Consider the following 15,725-nt stretch of genomic DNA (forward strand, 5'->3'; position numbering starts at 1 on the left):
AGACGCGCCTCGCGCTGACCCTGACCCGTCTGGGGGTCACCCGGCGGCGCAGGGATCAAAGGCGCTCGACCATCAGCGCGTTGGCGTCGACGCGGGCATCCATCCGGTTGGCGAGGAGGAACATGCCGCCGACCTTGCGGTGGAAGTAGACCACATCCGTCGGCGGCGCGTGCCAGAAATCCGCGTAGGTCGCCGCTTGCTGGGCCAGGGCGGCGAGGCGTGCAGGCATGTCCGACGCCCCGAAATCGTAAGGCCCCTCGTGGCGCAGCGGCTCGAGCACCAGCAGCAGGAGTTCCAGCAGCAGCGCGCGGTACTCGCCGTCCTCGTCGCCGACGGCGTAGCCTACCTTTTCCGCGGCATCGGCCATGGCGTCCTTGTCGCCGTCGATCGCGGCACCGGCCAGCTCCCGGTAGCTGTCGACGAAGCCCTCGTCGAAGCGCCGCGTGGCGCCGAAATCCAGCAGCACGATTTCACCGCTGGCGTAGCGGTACTGGTAATTGGCGAAATTCGGGTCCGTCTGCACCATGTGCAGGTCGAACAGCTCGGTGACCATGAGGCCCACCAGCGCACTCATCACGCGGTCACGCTCCGCCCGGGGCTTGCGCGCCAGGCTCTCCATGGGACCGCCGCTCTCGTAGCTCATCGCGAGCACATTACCCCGGGTGAGCTCCCGGTGCAGCTGCGGCAGCACGAAGCGTTCGTCGTCGCCGAGCACGCGGTGAAAGTCCTCGAGGTACCCGGCCTCCAGCAGGTAGTCCGCCTCGTCCTTGAGCTGGCGCTTGGCGTCCTCGAGCAGCGGCCCCACGTCCACGTGGGCCGGGAGCACGTTCGCGACGCGCAGCACGTAGGCAATGTTGTCGATGTCGCTGTCGATGCTGTCGGCGATGCCGGGGTACTGGATCTTGAGCGCCAGCTCCTCGCCCTCGTGGCTCACGGCCCGGTGCACCTGGCCGATGGAGGCCGCGGCGATCGGGTTCGGGTCGAACTCGGCAAATTCGCGCCGCCACTGCTTGCCGTAGGCACTGCGCAGGGCCGTCTCGAGCTGCGCCTCGGGCATGGCCGTGGCCTCGGAGCGCAGCCGGGCGAGGATGTCCGCGAGCTCCCGGGGCAGGAACTCGCCGTTGTCCATGGACAGGATCTGCCCGAGCTTCATGGCGGCGCCGCGCATCTCCGAGAGCTGGTCCGCCACCCGGCGGGCGTTGTCGGGCGTCAACAGCAGGTCGCGCTTGCGCGGGCGCTTGCCTGCGCGCCACTGCCGCGTGCCCTCGGCGAGCATGCTGCCGGCCACCCGGCCGGCGAGGCCGGCCACGCGCAGGGCGCGCCCGGTGCGGCCGGTGGGTACTGCGCGGCTGCGCGTCTTCGCCCGGCCAACCTCGTTGTCGCTGTCCTCGCTCACGGCGCCGTTCGGCCTCCCGCCTCCGCGTAGTCGTCGATGTAGTCGTGCACCGTGTCGTGGGCATTGAACTGCGCGTCGAGCACGGCGATGAAGGTGAATACGCCGGTGAGCTTTCGCGCGATCATGGCGAACTCCCGCGATGGCGTGGTGAAGTGGCGCGTCGCCGCCGAGCTGGCGGCCTGCCTGCCCACGCGCTGCATTAGCCGGGAACGGCCCCAGCAGTACTCGCCGCGCCGGTTCAGGTGCTCCCGGGGCAGGGCCTCCGGCGGGCGCAGCGGCTCCAGGAGCTGCAGGCAGAAGTCGCTGAAGGTCTGCCGGGCAAAATCGCTCGAGTCCTCGCGCAGGCAGCCGAGGCCGACCAGCGCATCGGCCAGGGTCTCCCGGTCCTGGCGCTGGCCGGCGGCGATGGCGCTGCCCAGGTTGGCGAGGAAGTCTTCGTCACAGTAGAGCGTCGAGCCGAAGTCCAGCAGCACCAGCTCGTCGCCCCCGGCGCTGCGGCGGATGAGGAAATTGCCGAAGTTCGGGTCCGTCTGCAACAGACCCCAGTCGTAGAGCTCGAGGAAGAACAGCTCTAGCATGGCCCGACCCAGGGCATTGCGGCGCCCCAGCGGGAGCTTTGCCACCGCCGGCGACCCCACGGGATCACCGTCGATGTACTCCAGCGCCAGCACCGTGTCGCCGCAGTAGCGCGCGTGGCGCAGCGGCACGTGGTAGCGGATCCCCCGTTCGGCGAAGGCCTCGCGGCGTTCCGCGACGAGCGCTGCCACCCGGTCGCCGATCGCGGCCTCGCGCTCGTAGTCGATCTCGTTGTGCAGCTGCTGGCGCAGGCTGCCCAGCCAGTCGTCAAGCTCGCGGCCGGCCCTGATCCAGCGCGCGAGCAGGAGCATGCGCACCACGGCGTCGAAATCGCTGTCGATGACATCCGCGAGCCCCGGGTACTGCACCTTGAGAACGATGGTCTCGCCGCTGTCGCGGATGGTGGCCCGGTGCACCTGGGCGAGGGAGGCGGCAGCGATGGCCTCGGGCTCCACGTCGAGTTCGTCGAGGCGTTCACCCAGTGCCTCGCGCAGCGCCGGCTCGATCTCCGGCCAGGGCAGCGGCTCCGTGGCCGACTCCAGCTCGTGCAGCGCCTCGGTCAGGGCGGGCGGCAGGAAATGTTCGCCGAGCAGGGCGAACATCTGGCCGATCTTCACGTAGGTGCCCTTGAGGCGCCCGAGCTCGGCGACGAAACGGCGCGCCTCCCGGCGCAGCAGCTCCGAGTCCTGGCCGTCGCCCCCGCGCAGGCGGCTCAGGGCACTGTCCAGGGCGAAGGCGCCGCCCGCGCGCAGGCCGGCCACGGACACGGCGAGGCCGCGGCCGAAGGCGCCGCGGCGCGTCAGGGAGGGTCGTTTACTCATGGGCATCGCTGGGCATTCGCGCGGCCTGTGCTGCCGCGGGGGCCCAACGGTAGCGCTTTCAGGCGGCGTCCAGCAACAACCCGGCCAGTCGCTTGCGGTGGTGCTGGGCGTCACCGTACTGCTGCTGCACCCACTGCGCGTGGCGGATGTAGAGCTGCGCATCGCACTCGTAGGTAAAGCCCATACCGCCGTGGAACTGTACCGCCCGGTCGCCGGCGTGACACAGCGTCTCTGTGGCCTGCGCCTTGGCCATGCGGCAGGCGATCTCCGCGTCCCGACCCAACACTTCGTCACTGACCAGGGTCGCCCCGTGATAGACGAAGGAGCGGGTGCTGTCCACGGCACAGAGGATGTCCACGGCCGGGTGCTTGAGCGCCTGGTAGGAGCCGATGAGCCGGCCGAACTGCTTGCGGGTTTTCAGGTAGTCCACGGTGGTGTCGAGGCAGGCCGCCGCGCTGCCCGCGGCCTCGGCCGCGACATACAGGGCGCCGAGGAGCTCCGCGTCGCGCAGCGCCGGCGCCACCGAGGGGCCGACGATGAGCGCCGCCGGCTCCACACCGGTGAAGTCCACCGTCGCCGCGCGCCGGGTCTGGTCGATCAGCTCACTGTCGCGTACCCGCGTGCGATCGAAATGGTCGCGGTGGACCAGCGCCAGGGCGGGCGCGCCGCCCACCGTGAGCACGACGAGGTAATGCCGGGCGACGTGGGCATCGCCCACCAGCCGCTTCGTACCGACAAGCAGACCGTCGTCGTCGAGGTGGCAGGCGGGCGCGGCGTCCCAGTCGCCGCCCTCCAGCTGCGCGATGGTGGCCACCGCGCCGGCGGCGATATCGGCGAGCACCTCGTCGTGCATGCCGGGAGCGGCGCGGCAGAGGAGCTGGCCGGCCAGGGTCGTGCTGAGGAACGGCGTGCCGAGCATGGCCCGGCCCATGGCCTCGAGCACGGGCACCACGCTGCCCGGGCCGAGAGCCGAGCCGCCCGCGCTCTCCGGAAGGGCGATACCGGTCCAGCCGAGTTCCACGAGGGCCTGCCAGGTATCCGGGTCGTAGCCCCGGTGGGTCTCCAGCTGCGCCCGTACCACCTCGCGCGGCGCCTTGTCGCGGCAGAACTCGCGGGCGACGTCGAGGAGCATGGCCTGTTCCTCGGAGAGTGCGATCTTCGTATTGCCGACCAGGGACATGGGCAAGCTCCTATTTCGGCAGGCCGAGCACATGCTCGGCGATGATGTTGGCCTGCACCTGGCTGGTGCCGCCGCCGATGGTCGCGGAGAAGCTGTTCAGGTAGGCGCGCTGCCAGAAGCCGCCCGCCAGCGCTTCCTCATCGCCGACGTAGCGGGCGCCATCGGCGCCCTGGGCGTTGATGGCGAACTGGCGCATGCGCCGCGTGTACTCCGTCCAGCGCAGCTTGTGCGACAGGGGCAGGGAAAACGGGTAGTCGGTGGTGAGCGGCGCGATCGCGGCCCGCTTTTCGCCGAGGGCGATGGCCTTTTCCTCCATCGCCAGGCGCACGAGCTGGTCGCGCACCAGCGGGTCCTCGAGGACCGGGGCGCCGTCGCGGCGCACGTGCGCGAGCCCGTCGACGAGATCGTCGAGCACGATGCGCACGAAGGCGAGGCCCCCGGCGGCGCCGGCCTCGGCGCCGCGCTCGTACTGCAGCGTCTTCATGGCGATCTTCCAGCCGTCGCCCTCCTCGCCCATGCGGCAGTCGGCGGGGATGCGCGCATCGGTAAAAAAGGTCTCGGTGAAGCCGTACTCGCCGGTGAGCTTGCGGATGGGCCGCGCCTCCACGCCGGGGACGGTCATGGGCGCAAGGAAAAAGGACAGGCCGTCGTACTTGCGCTCCGCTTCAGGGTTGGTACGCGCGAGCAGGATCATGTACTTCGCGTAGTTGCCCATGGTGGTCCAGATCTTCGTGCCGTTGACCACGTAGCTGTCGCCGTCGCGCACGGCGCGGGTCTGCGCGTTGCCGAGGTCCGAGCCGTGGTCCGGCTCCGAGAAGCCCTGGCACCAGATGTCCTCGCCGGTGAGGATGCCCTTCAGGTACCTGGCCTTTTCCGCCTCCGTGCCGATCTCGTTGATCAGCGGTCCGGCCCAGCCGAGGCCGATGACGTTGAAGCAGATCGGCACCCCGGCCCGGCGCATTTCCTGGTCGGCGACGGACTGAAAAGCCGGCTCCATGCCTCCGCCGCCGTATTCCTTCGGCCAGGCGAGGCCGAGATAGCCGGCGGACCATACCTTGAACTGCCACTCGCGGAGAAAATCGAGCTGCTCGTCGCTGCCCACTTCCATGAAAGACTGGGGCAGGAGGAAGCCGGGATCGGCGGGCCGGTTGTCCTTCAGCCAGGCCGAGACCTCGGCGCGGAAGGCATCCAGTTCGTTCTGCGGGGCGGTCATGGGAGAACCTCCTGGTTTCCGGTCAAGGGCGACGGGCGGGCTCAGCGTCCGTCCGGAAAAGGGTTGAAACCCGGGGCGCGCGCATCCGCGCGCTGGAAGGCCGGACGCGCGAGGAGCCGGTCGAGGTAGGCGGCGGTCTGCGGCTTGTAGCGGTCGTCGAGGCGCAGAACGCGGCCGAGGTACAGCGCGTAGCCGACGGCGATATCCGCGATGGTGAAACGGCCGGCGACCAGGTACTCGCGCTCCTCGAGGAAAGCGTCGAGGCGGCGCAGGCGGGCCAGGAACCACTTCGCGTAGTCCTCGGCCACGGCGAGCTTTTCCGGCGCGGGCTCGAAGGCCGTGTAGCGCAGGTAGATGGTCTGCGGGAAGGTCAGCGTGGCGTCCGCCTGGTGCAGCCAGTTGAGGTAATCGCCGTACACCGGGTGCCCGGGCTCGAGGCCGAGACCGTCGTTCGGGTAGCGGTCGACGAGGTACTGGCAGATGGCCACGGACTCGGTCATGGAAGTGTCGCCATCGGTGAAATAGGGCACGGTGCCCAGGGCGTTCAGCTTGAGGAAGTCCTTCTCGAGCAGCCGCGGCGGAAACTTGAGCACCTCGAGTTCGTAGGGCAGGCCCAGTTCCTCGAGCGCCCAGAGCGGGCGCAGGGAGCGGGCACCGCCGCAGTGCCAGAGCTTCATGGTCACCTTCTCAGTCACAGCGTTCTCCGTCACAGCGCATACTGGCGCGCGGCCAGGTCGCGCATGATCTCTTCCGAGCCGCCGCCGATGGCGTTGACCCGCACTTCCCGGTAGATGCGCTCCACCCGGTTGCCGCGCAGGTAACCGATACCGCCGAGCACCTGCATCGCCTCCCGGGCACAGAACTCGAGGGTCTCGCTGGCCTGTACCTTGAGCAGGGCGATATCGCCGGGGTTGGCGCTGCCCGCCTCGATCGCCTCGTAGCAGGCGCGCAGGTAGGCCTGGGTCGCGTTCAGCCTCTGCTTCATCTGGGCGATCTTGTGGCGGATTACCTGGTGATCGGCGAGACGCTTGCCGAAGGTGCGCCGTTCCTGCGCCCACTGCACGGCCTCCTCGAGGCAGACACGACCGAGGGCCTCCATGGCCGCGGCCATGCCCATGCGCTCGCCGTTGAAGTTGGTCATGATCACGCGGAAGCCCTGGTTCTCCCCGCCGATGAGGTTGTCGACGGGGACGCGAACGTTGTCGAAGTAGAGCGTGGCCGTATCCGAGGCCCACCAGCCCATCTTGCGGTCCAGCGGCGTGCGCGAAAAGCCCTCCGCGTCGGTGGGAATGAGCAGCATGGACACGCCGCCGTGGCCCTCACCGCCGGTGCGCACGGCGGTGGATATCCAGTCTGCGCGCAGCCCGCCGGTGATGTAGGTCTTGGAGCCGTTGACCACGTAGTGGTCGCCGTCCCGTACCGCCGTCGTCGTCAGCGCGGCGACATCAGAGCCGCCGCCGGGTTCCGTGATGCCCAGGGCAATATGTTTTTCACCGGCAAGCACCGGAGGCGCCACCGCCTGCTTCATCGTCTCGCTGCCCCAGTTGAGCACCGGCGGCAGCCCGATGCCGTGGACCATGAGGCTCGCGTTCACCCCGCCCACGGCGAAGCGCGCCAGCTCCTCGGCGACAATCCAGTGGTACCAGCTGTCGATGCCTTCGCTGGTGCCGCCGAATTCCTCCGGGTAACCGAGACCGAGCAGCCCCACCGCGGCGGCCTTTGGCCAGAGCCCGGCGGGGATGCTGCCAGCCTCGTCCCAGGCGTCGGCGAAGGGCGCGATTTCCGTATCGACGAAACGCCGCAGCTGCGTCCGCCAGGCCTCGTGGGCTTCCGTGAGGTGGGGATTGGGCAAGCGGGCACTGTCGAAGTCCAGGGCCATGGGCACGCCTCCGCGCGTGATCAAGTCGATATTGAGTGTTGCTTGAGATAATTGAGTATAGCTTTAGGCTCTCGCCAGCGAAAGATGGGCCAAAGCCCGCCCCTTGCCAGCAAGTGAGCGTACGCTATTCTCTAACCTGTCGGACTTCGGATGCGTGCTGCGGTATCACTGCGCTCTGGCGATCGGCATCAACCTCTTCGGAAGAGCCAACAAGGAACGCAGCATGGCGGGCAAGTTTGAACTCAAGAAAGGCCGTACCGGCAAATTCAGCTTCAACCTCAAGGCGGGCAACGGCCAGGTGATCTTCACCAGCCAGAGCTATGCGGACAAACGCGCGGCCAACGCCGGCATCAAGTCCGTGAAGACCAACGCGAGCAAGGCGGAGCGCTTCGAGCGCAAGAGCTCCACCAAGGGCCAGGCGTACTTCACCATGACGGCCACCAACGGCCAGGTGATCGGCAAGAGCCAGATGTACACGAGCGCCCCGGGTATGGAAAAGGGCATCCAGTCGGTGATGAAGAACGCCCCGGGCGCGGAGACCGTCGACCTCACCGCGGCCGACGCCGGCAAGCAGAAAAGCAAGAAGGGCAAGTAGGCCCGAAAAGCAGGGCTCGTAACCGGGCCCTGCGAGGCCGCCAGGCCGGGGCGCAACGCGCCCCGGCTGTCACAGAAGCTTCACCGGAGCGTCATCAGCACGCCCCAATCACACCGTAAGCTCCCGTCGATTTCTCCATCCATCGATGCGGAGCACACGATGAAACAGCGCACCCCCCTCTACGTCGCCCTGGCCACCCTCACGGCGGGCTCGACGGGCGCCTTCGCCCAGGACGACCGCCTCCCCGCGGCGGGCCAGATCGAAGAGGTGACCGTCTACGCCCAGCGCCGGGAGCAGACCGTCGCCGACGTGCCCATCAGCATCACCGCGTACAGCGGCGATCTCCTCGAGCGCGCAAACATCGTCGAACTCGACGCCGTGTCGGACATCACGCCGGGCCTGGTCATCCAGGAGCAGAGCCCGAACAACCCGGGCTTCGTGATCCGCGGCATCACCTCGGACAGCGGTTCCTCCCAGGCCGCGCCGCGCGTCTCCGTCTATTACAACGGCGTCGACGTCTCGCGCTCCCGCGGCTCTTACTTCGAGCTCTTCGACATAGAGCGCATCGAGGTGGTTAAGGGCCCGCAGGCAACACTCTTCGGCACCGCCGCTTCCGTGGGCGCCGTGAGCGTCTACACGGCGCGCCCCCAAGAGGAACTGGCCGGCTCCCTGACCCTGAACGCCGGCAACTACAACGCGCGCCTCGCCCGCGGCTACGTCACCGGCGGCAGCGACCTGCTGCAGGCACGCCTCGCCTTCCAGTACCGGGAGCGCGACGGCTTCATCGACAACATCGCCGGCAGCCCCGCCTCGCAGAATCCCGACGGCTTCCGCCAGAACGATATGCAGGGTATCGAGCGCACGGCGCTGCGCCCCTCCCTGCGCTTCACCCCCACGGACGATCTCAGCATCGACTTCGTCTACACCTGGGAAGAGAACGACGACACCGGCACGTCCTTCAAGAACGGCCTCTACGCGCCCACCGGCGGCGACACCAGCCCGTTCTCTTTCGTCGAGCTGTCGGGCAGCCCGTTTTCCGAGGCGGCCCTGGGCAAGGCGGACCTGGGCATCGAGCGCGAGGTGGAGGACTACAACCTGCGCATCGAGTGGCAGCCCACGGAGCGGCTGACGCTCACCTCGATCTCCGCCTGGCGCGAGTTCGAGTCGCTCGAGGTCTTCGATGCCGACGGCACCCAGGCCTGGTTCCTCGAGTTCGGCGAGGACGCCGAGGGCGAGCAGTTCAACCAGGAACTCCGCGCCGTCTATACCGGCGACCGCTTCACCACGATCCTGGGCGCGAACTACTTCGACGAGGAGGGCAGCCAGCGCGTACCTTTCAGCTCCGAAGAATCCATCTTCCTCAACTGCCTCGGGGTGCTGCCGGTCGATTTCGCCTGCGTCGAGCCCGACGGCCGCGTAAACCTGCTCACGCCCCTGCTCTCCGGCGGGCTCGTAGAGGTGCTGCCCTACGAGTCCGAGTTCGCTAACTACGGCGAGAACGAGATTCTCTCGGCCTTCGCCGACGTCACCTGGGCCGTGAACGACGACCTCGAGCTCACCGCCGGCCTGCGCTACATCGACGAAACCCGGGAGAGCGGCTTCAGCGCGATCGCGCCGAACTCGACGATCCTGGGTTTCCTCGGCCTCAACCAGCCGCTCCTGCCCGTGGTCAACACGGACGGCGTCATCGTCAGCGCCGACGGCAGCTTCGACGACTGGCTGCCGCGCTTCAACGCCCTCTGGCGTATGAGCGACAACACGAACCTCTACGCCACGGTCTCGAAGGGCCGGCGCGCGGACGTGATCGATGTGGTCGCCGCCACGGATGCCGCCGGCAACCCGGTGGCCGATGTCACGGAAGTCCCCGCCGAGATCGTCTGGAACTACGAGCTCGGTGCCAAGGGCTCCAGCGCCGACCGCCGCGTCTCCTACACGGTCTCCCTGTTCTACCAGGACTACTCGGATTTCCAGGTCACGCTGCAGGACGACGCCGGCAATTTCTTCACCGCCAATGCTGGCTCGGCGACGAACCTCGGCGTGGAAGCGGACGTCCGCGCCCTCCTCGGCGCCAGCGTCGAGCTGTTCGCGAACATGGCCTGGATCGACGCGGAGATCGACGACGACGCCAGCAACGGCACGCTCGCCGGCAACCGCTTCCGCCTGCAGCCGGAGTGGACGGCCAGCACGGGCCTGTTCCTCGACCACCCGCTCGCCGGCGACATGAAGCTCACGGGCTCGCTGGTCTACAGCTGGCGCTCGGAGGTGTTCTTCGAGCCGGAAAACGCGCCGATCGCCGGCCTGCCCATCGAGGAGGACGCCTACGGCCTCCTCAACGCGCGCCTCGGCATCGCCAACCCGGGCCAGGGCTGGGAGCTCAGCGTCTTCGCCAGCAATCTCCTCGACGAGGAATACCTGGTCGACGCCGGCAACACCGGCGGCTCCTTCGGCAACCCCACCTTTGTCGCCGGCCCACCCCTCTTCTGGGGCGTCCAGCTGGATTACGACTTCGGGGCCTATTGAGGTCGTTCACCGGGGTCCGTTCCCGGCCCCGGAGGTTCTCACTGCAAAGCTTTGGGCTCGACGGTGCCTCTAGCTTCGGCGCTGGCCCTCTGCATACCCTCACGGGACCGCAAAAGCGCCATCCATGGCCGCTGACGTCCCGTGAGGGTATGCAGAGCGCCAGCGCCTGACGGTGGTGCCAGCGAATTGGCGCTAACGGTGCGTGATGAGGGGCATGAGCATGCTCCATGAAATGTTGGCATGCTCAATCGCGGCGTATCGCTGGATCCGCGAATCCGGAGCGGCACTGGCGCAAGGCCCGGTTGTGGCGGCTTACCCCCCGGGAACGTCAGCGGCCAGGGACGGCCGCTGTCGAGCTGCCATGGATGGCGCTTTTGCGGTTCCCGGGGGGTAAGCCGCCACGGCCGGGCCGACCTAGTGGCACCCCGGAATCCGGAAAGAACTACAAATTCGTTAAGCCAGCCAAGGTATTTCTGTGGAATTGGCAGCCTCAACCGCGGGCAAAGCGCTCCGTGTGCGTCCCGGCAATCGAATACTCCAGTGTCTGCACGGAATCCACGAAGGTCCAGTCGGCGCGGAGTTCGTCCGGGGTGGCGCTGACCAGGAGGTAGCCGCGCTGGTGGAGGTTGCAGTAATTGAGCTCGTCGATGAGCAGGGGGAGGGCCTCGGCCATCTGCACCGCCGTGGGGGCGTCCATCTGGAAATAGGTTTCCATGCCTGGCGACGACACACTCGGGGTGGCGAGCTCGATGCCGACGGCCGTGCCACTGCGGTCGCGGAGGGTGGCGAACCAGGCGTTGTGGGTGTCGCCGGCGAGGGAGACGATGCGCTTGCCCGTGGCCTGTGCCGCGCCATAGAGCAGCTCGCGCTCCACCGGGTAGCCGTCCCAGGCGTCGAGATTGTAGGGCGTGACGGCGGCGAGGCGGGCGAGCTCGGTGTCAGTGAGTGACTGGCCGGCTTCGGCGGCGGCCTTCAGGCGGGCGAGCTCCTCGAGGATGGGCGGAACGTCGGCGTAGGATGCGGCGCCGAGCATCTCTGCGGGCATGAGCATGCGCGCCATGAGGATCTGCTGGCCGAGGAGCTGCCAGGGGGCGCTGGACTGCGCCAGCTGGCCGGCCAGCCACTCGCGCTGGGGATCGCCGAGGAGCCGGCGGCTCGGGCTGCCGAGGTCCGCGAGGAAGCGGTCGCGGTCGAGCTGGCCGGTGTTCTCGTCGATGTAGTCCCCGTACTCGAGCTGCTCGTCGCGGCCGATCAGGCGCGTGTCGAGCATGTGCAGGGCGACCAGGCCGCCGAAATCGAAGCTGCGGTAGATGCGCAAGGAGCCCTCGCCGGCGGGCGGGCGGATGGGCATCCACTCGTAGTAGGCCTGCAGGGCCGCGAGCAGCCGCGGCTGCCAGTCGCCCTCGTCCGGGCCGTGGTTCTGGGCGCCCTCGCGCCAGGCGTCGTTGGCGAACTCGTGGTCGTCCCAGACACTGATGCAGGGCGCGGCCGCGTGCATGGCCTGCAGGTCCGCGTCGCCGCGGTAAAGGGCGTAGCGGCGGCGGTAATCGGTCAGCGTGTACAGCTCGCCTGCGTTGTCCGCGGGCAGCGCGCGGCCCAGTTCCTCGCTGCGCTCCGTGGCATAGCCGCCGGCGCCATACTCGTAGAAATAGTCGCCGAGGTGCAGGAAAGCGTCCAGGTCGTCCCGGCGGGCCGCCTCGCGGTAGGGGTAGAAGTAGCCCGCCGGGTAGTTCGAGCAGGAGAACACGGCCAGGCGCACTTGCCGGGCGCCAGCGGCGGGCAGCGTGCGCGCGCGGCCCGTGGCGCTGTCGGCACCGTCGGCGCGGAAGCGGTAGTAGTAGGTCTGCCCGGGGTCGAGATCGCGCACGTCGATCTTCACGGTGTAGTCGCGGGCCGGGCCTGTGTCGGCCACGCCATCGCGAAGCACCTTGCGGAAGTCTGCATCCGCCGCCAGCTCCCAGGCCACGCTCACCGGGCCGCTACCCGCCCCTCCCGTGCCCGCCGCAGGCGTGGCGCGGGTCCAGAGCATGATGCCGTCGGCGAGGGGGTCACCGCTGGCGACGCCGTGGTCGAAGCGGGCCGCCGACAGGGAGGGCTGGCGTCCGCCGAGGGTGCACCCGGTAACGGCTGTTGAAAGGACGACGCCGGACGAGAGGCGCAGGAAGTGACGACGTGACAGCATGGGAGGTCTCCGGCCAGTAGCGTCGCAAGGCTAACGGGGCATTGTTACGGCGCCGTGACAGCTCAGCGGCGGTAGTCCAGCGGCGGCGCGCGGTCACCCAGCAGGGGTTCGTACTCGAAGTCGGCGCCGCGGCGCTGTTCGAGCTCCTCCTTCGCGGATACCAGCACGTCCGGAGAGCGGATCAGCTCGGCACCGGTGAGCGCGAGGGTCTTGGCCGCGACCAGCATACCCTTCGTACCGATACTGGTACCGCCGGCGGCGATGGCCTGCCAGGAATGAGGCGCCGTGCCGGGCACCCAGGTGGCGGCGCGCATCTCCGTGGTGGGCGCCATCCAGCTCACGTCGCCCACGTCCGTGGAGCCCATGCTCTGGGTGAAGCCGAGGGGCTTGATGCGGGCCTGCTGGCCGACCACGTCGGGGTCGCGCTCGAGGGACTCGGCGAGGGTCTCGGCGTAGGCCTGCTCCTCGGCGTCCCAGCTGACCCCGCCGACCCGAAGCAGGTTGCCGTGCATGATCTCGGCGAGGGTCTCGTTGGGCAGCTTGTTGTAGTTGCCGTGGATGATCTCGTAATCGAGCTCGGTGCCCGTGCCCTGCGCCGCGGCCTCGGCGGTCGCAACGACCCGGTCCCAGATGCCCGCGAGGACATCGCGCTGCGGGTGGCGAACATAGTAGAAGACCTCGGCGAAGTCCGGCACCACGTTGGGCGCCGAGCCGCCGCTGGTGATCACGTAATGGATGCGGGTTTCCTGCGGTACGTGCTCGCGCAGCAGGTTGACCATGAAGTTCATGGCCTCGACGCCGTCGAGGGCCGAGCGGCCGCGCTCCGGTGCCACGGCGGCGTGGGAGGAGGTGCCGCGGAAGCGGAACTTCGCCGACTTGTTGGCCAGCGTGGTCGCGGCATCGGCCGCGTTTCGGTCCGAGGGGTGCCAGCCCAGCACCGCGTCGACCTCATCGAAGAGACCGGCGCGGACCATGTAGACCTTGCCCGAGCCGCCCTCCTCTGCCGGCGTCCCGTAGAGGCGGACCGTCCCCTGCTGCCCCGTGTCCTCCAGCCAGTGGCGCAGGGCCACCGCGGCGGCCGTGGAGCCGGCGCCGAAAAGGTGGTGGCCACAGGCGTGGCCGGCGGCCTTCTCCGGGAGCGGGTCGCGCACGGGCGCATCCGACTGGCTGATGCCCGGAAGCGCGTCGAACTCGGCCAGGAAGGCGATGACCGGCTCGCCGCTGCCGTAACTCGCGACGAACGCCGTCGGGATGTCGGCCACGCCCTCCTCGATGCTGAAGCCCTCGTCGGCCAGCGCCCGCCGGAGCAGCGCGGAGCTCTCGGTCTCCTGGTAACCCACCTCGGCCTTCTCCCAAATCTGCCGCGCGAGGTTGCCGAAGCGCTCGCTCTCGGCATCGAGGTAGCTGAGGATGCTGTCGCGGTCATCGGCGAGCGCCGGGGTGGCGAGGCCGCTACAGAAAAGGACGAGGATCGCGAGGCGTCGCATGGCGGGCTCCTGTCGGTGAACGGGCTGCCCACGATAGCAGTTGCGACCGCGAATGCCACCCACCGGCCGCGCGACGAGGCAGGCCGGTCGCCCTGTGAATGCGGCAAAACAAAAAAAAGGGGAGCGGGTAGAACCCGCTCCCCGCACGATCGGCGCCAGGGGAAACGCCGGCCGTGGTGCTGCTTACTCCGTGACGGCAACCATCGGTTGCGGCACCTGCCGGCTGGCGGCGCTCACCGCCTGCTCGACGCAGGCGCTGTTGCGCGTCGCCAGCGCCAGGCTGCCGGCCCGGCGCAAGTCCGTCGCGCCGCAGACTTCCCGGGCGGCCCGCTCGATACGGTGCGCCAGGGTGGCCTGGCCCGCAGGATTCGTCAGGTCCAGGTCGCCGTAAGACACCGTCGTCTCCCGGGCGGCGGGTGCCATGGTCTCGACGGTCTCGCCCTCGAAGGCCCCCGCGCCGGCGCTCGCCGACAGCACGAGGATACCGATGCTCGCGCCGATGCCTGCCATTATGCTCTTCTTGCTGCTGTTCATGGTGTGTCTCTCCACGTTTGCTGTCTGCCTGTCTCGCTTCCCGGCCCGGCCGTAGCGCCTGCCGACACGATCAGCCTAGGGCAGCCGACCGGCCGTCGACAGGCGCTTTCGCCAAAGTGCGGCTTGCGCACGGCGAACTGTCGGAATCCAGCGACGAACGGTTGCCGTATGATGCTCTGGAGGGATGCAAAGCGCTTCGGCGAGCCGTTTCGCTTGGCACGACAAGCACACAAACGTATATTGGCGCGGTTATGAGATACCTCGGCTCCCCCGGCTTTGATCACGGCCAGGCTCCCCGCGTTGGCGTGTTGATCACCAACCTCGGCACGCCGGAGGCGCCGACGAGAAAGGCCCTGCGCCCCTACCTGAAGCAGTTCCTGTCGGACCCGCGGGTCGTCGAGGTGCCGCGGCTGCTCTGGTGGTTCATCCTCAATGTCATCATCCTCAACGTGCGCCCGGCCCGCTCGGCGGAGGCCTACGAAACGGTATGGACTGACGACGGGTCGCCGCTGCTGCTGCACACCCGGGACCAGGCCGAGGGCCTGCAGGTCGCGCTCAGGGACCGCTATGGCGACCGCGTCGTCGTCGACTTTGCCATGCGCTACGGCGAGCCCTCAGTGTCCGCCCGGATCCAGGCGCTGATCGAGGCAGGAGCGCGCAAGCTGCTGTTGCTGCCGCTTTACCCGCAGTACAGCGGCCCCACCACCGGCTCCACCTTCGATGCGGTCGCGGAGGATTTCCGCGCCCGGCGCTGGCTGCCGGACCTGCGCTTCGTCTCCTGCTACCACGACCACCCGGGCTACATCGCGGCCCTCGCCGACAGCGTGCGCGCCTTCCGCGCAGAGCACGGCGGTGCGCAGAAGCTCGTGTTTTCCTACCACGGCGAGCCGCTGCGCTACCTCGAGGAGGGCGACCCCTACCACTGCCAGTGTCACAAGACGACGCGGCTGGTGGCCGAGGCCCTGGGCCTTGCGGAGGATGAATACCTGACGAGTTTCCAGTCCCGCTTCGGCCGGGAGGAGTGGCTGCAGCCCTACACCGACGAGACCCTGAAGGAGCTGCCGGCGCAGGGCGTGAAATCCGTGCAGGTGATCTGCCCGGGCTTTTCGTCGGATTGCCTGGAGACGATCGAGGAGATCGGCGAGGAGAACCGGGAGTACTTCCTCGAGGCTGGCGGCGAGACGTACCGGTATATTCCCTGCCTGAACGCCAGCGACGCGCACGTGGCCTTCCTGGCCGACCTCGCGGGCGAACAGATCGATGACTGGCTCGTGGAGCGCACCGATCCGGCCGCCGCCGCCGAGCGTGCCGCGGCCCTGGGCTACTCCGGCGCCGCCTGAGC

General features: G+C 68.7%; 12 protein-coding genes. 3 read left to right on the forward strand and 9 right to left on the reverse strand.

Annotated elements, in window-relative coordinates; translation table 11 throughout:
• Positions 1-55 precede the first annotated feature (55 nt).
• The 6 genes from RKE50_RS18245 to RKE50_RS18270 are packed head-to-tail and all read right to left on the reverse strand — an operon-like array spanning position 56 to position 7,065.
• Positions 56-1,396: an ABC1 kinase family protein gene (locus RKE50_RS18245; protein WP_350038951.1), complete on the reverse strand. Its 1,341-nt coding sequence runs from the start codon at positions 1,394-1,396 to the stop codon at positions 56-58.
• Positions 1,393-2,793: an ABC1 kinase family protein gene (locus tag RKE50_RS18250; RefSeq protein ID WP_350038954.1), complete on the reverse strand. Its 1,401-nt coding sequence runs from the start codon at positions 2,791-2,793 to the stop codon at positions 1,393-1,395. The genes RKE50_RS18245 and RKE50_RS18250 overlap by 4 nt, the downstream gene beginning before the upstream one ends.
• Positions 2,794-2,851: 58 nt before the next feature.
• Entirely contained in the window at positions 2,852-3,973 is a 1,122-nt protein-coding gene (locus RKE50_RS18255) for an acyl-CoA dehydrogenase family protein (RefSeq protein WP_350038956.1), read from the reverse strand.
• A gap of 10 nt (positions 3,974-3,983) precedes the next feature.
• Entirely contained in the window at positions 3,984-5,186 is a 1,203-nt protein-coding gene (locus RKE50_RS18260) for an acyl-CoA dehydrogenase family protein (RefSeq protein WP_350038958.1), read from the reverse strand.
• Between the two features lie 41 nt (positions 5,187-5,227).
• Positions 5,228-5,881 (reverse strand): glutathione S-transferase family protein, encoded by a 654-nt coding sequence (locus RKE50_RS18265; protein WP_350038960.1) that lies wholly within the window; start codon positions 5,879-5,881, stop codon positions 5,228-5,230.
• 11 nt (positions 5,882-5,892) lie between these two features.
• Positions 5,893-7,065: an acyl-CoA dehydrogenase family protein gene (locus RKE50_RS18270; protein ID WP_350038962.1), complete on the reverse strand. Its 1,173-nt coding sequence runs from the start codon at positions 7,063-7,065 to the stop codon at positions 5,893-5,895.
• Positions 7,066-7,288: 223 nt separating this feature from the next.
• On the opposite strand from RKE50_RS18270, the gene RKE50_RS18275 reads away from it, so the two are divergent.
• Positions 7,289-7,660 (forward strand): YegP family protein, encoded by a 372-nt coding sequence (locus tag RKE50_RS18275; RefSeq protein WP_350038964.1) that lies wholly within the window; start codon positions 7,289-7,291, stop codon positions 7,658-7,660.
• Between the two features lie 159 nt (positions 7,661-7,819).
• Complete coding sequence (locus RKE50_RS18280) at positions 7,820-10,180, forward strand: TonB-dependent receptor (protein ID WP_350038966.1); 2,361 nt, start codon at positions 7,820-7,822, stop codon at positions 10,178-10,180.
• A 490-nt stretch (positions 10,181-10,670) separates the two neighbouring features.
• Here the strand turns inward: RKE50_RS18280 and RKE50_RS18285 are convergent, their stop codons facing one another.
• The 3 genes from RKE50_RS18285 to RKE50_RS18295 form a co-directional block, all read right to left on the reverse strand.
• The gene (locus RKE50_RS18285; protein ID WP_350038968.1) at positions 10,671-12,362 is read right to left on the reverse strand and encodes an alkaline phosphatase D family protein; all 1,692 of its coding nucleotides are present in this window, start codon (positions 12,360-12,362) and stop codon (positions 10,671-10,673) included.
• Between the two features lie 62 nt (positions 12,363-12,424).
• Entirely contained in the window at positions 12,425-13,849 is a 1,425-nt protein-coding gene (locus tag RKE50_RS18290; RefSeq protein WP_350038969.1) for an amidohydrolase, read from the reverse strand.
• A 183-nt stretch (positions 13,850-14,032) separates the two neighbouring features.
• Positions 14,033-14,383, reverse strand: coding sequence for a UrcA family protein (locus tag RKE50_RS18295; RefSeq protein WP_350038971.1), 351 nt, complete (start codon positions 14,381-14,383; stop codon positions 14,033-14,035).
• Positions 14,384-14,634: 251 nt separating this feature from the next.
• On the opposite strand from RKE50_RS18295, the gene hemH reads away from it, so the two are divergent.
• Positions 14,635-15,723 (forward strand): ferrochelatase, encoded by a 1,089-nt coding sequence (gene hemH, locus RKE50_RS18300; protein ID WP_350038974.1) that lies wholly within the window; start codon positions 14,635-14,637, stop codon positions 15,721-15,723.
• Positions 15,724-15,725 lie beyond the last annotated feature (2 nt).

Origin of the sequence: Pseudohaliea sp., from assembly GCF_040217025.1 — a bacterium.
Lineage (GTDB): Bacteria > Pseudomonadota > Gammaproteobacteria > Pseudomonadales > Halieaceae > Pseudohaliea.

Excerpts from the sequence above, each read along its gene's own strand:
- RKE50_RS18255 (WP_350038956.1), bottom strand. The coding sequence starts at position 3,973 with ATGTCCCTGGTCGGCAATACGAAGATCGCACTCTCCGAGGAACAGGCC.
- RKE50_RS18260 (WP_350038958.1), bottom strand. The coding sequence starts at position 5,186 with ATGACCGCCCCGCAGAACGAACTGGATGCCTTCCGCGCCGAGGTCTCG.
- RKE50_RS18270 (WP_350038962.1), bottom strand. The coding sequence starts at position 7,065 with ATGGCCCTGGACTTCGACAGTGCCCGCTTGCCCAATCCCCACCTCACG.
- RKE50_RS18295 (WP_350038971.1), bottom strand. The coding sequence starts at position 14,383 with ATGAACAGCAGCAAGAAGAGCATAATGGCAGGCATCGGCGCGAGCATC.
- RKE50_RS18290 (WP_350038969.1), bottom strand. The coding sequence starts at position 13,849 with ATGCGACGCCTCGCGATCCTCGTCCTTTTCTGTAGCGGCCTCGCCACC.
- hemH (WP_350038974.1), top strand. The coding sequence starts at position 14,635 with ATGAGATACCTCGGCTCCCCCGGCTTTGATCACGGCCAGGCTCCCCGC.
- RKE50_RS18280 (WP_350038966.1), top strand. The coding sequence starts at position 7,820 with ATGAAACAGCGCACCCCCCTCTACGTCGCCCTGGCCACCCTCACGGCG.
- RKE50_RS18250 (WP_350038954.1), bottom strand. The coding sequence starts at position 2,793 with ATGAGTAAACGACCCTCCCTGACGCGCCGCGGCGCCTTCGGCCGCGGC.
- RKE50_RS18275 (WP_350038964.1), top strand. The coding sequence starts at position 7,289 with ATGGCGGGCAAGTTTGAACTCAAGAAAGGCCGTACCGGCAAATTCAGC.
- RKE50_RS18285 (WP_350038968.1), bottom strand. The coding sequence starts at position 12,362 with ATGCTGTCACGTCGTCACTTCCTGCGCCTCTCGTCCGGCGTCGTCCTT.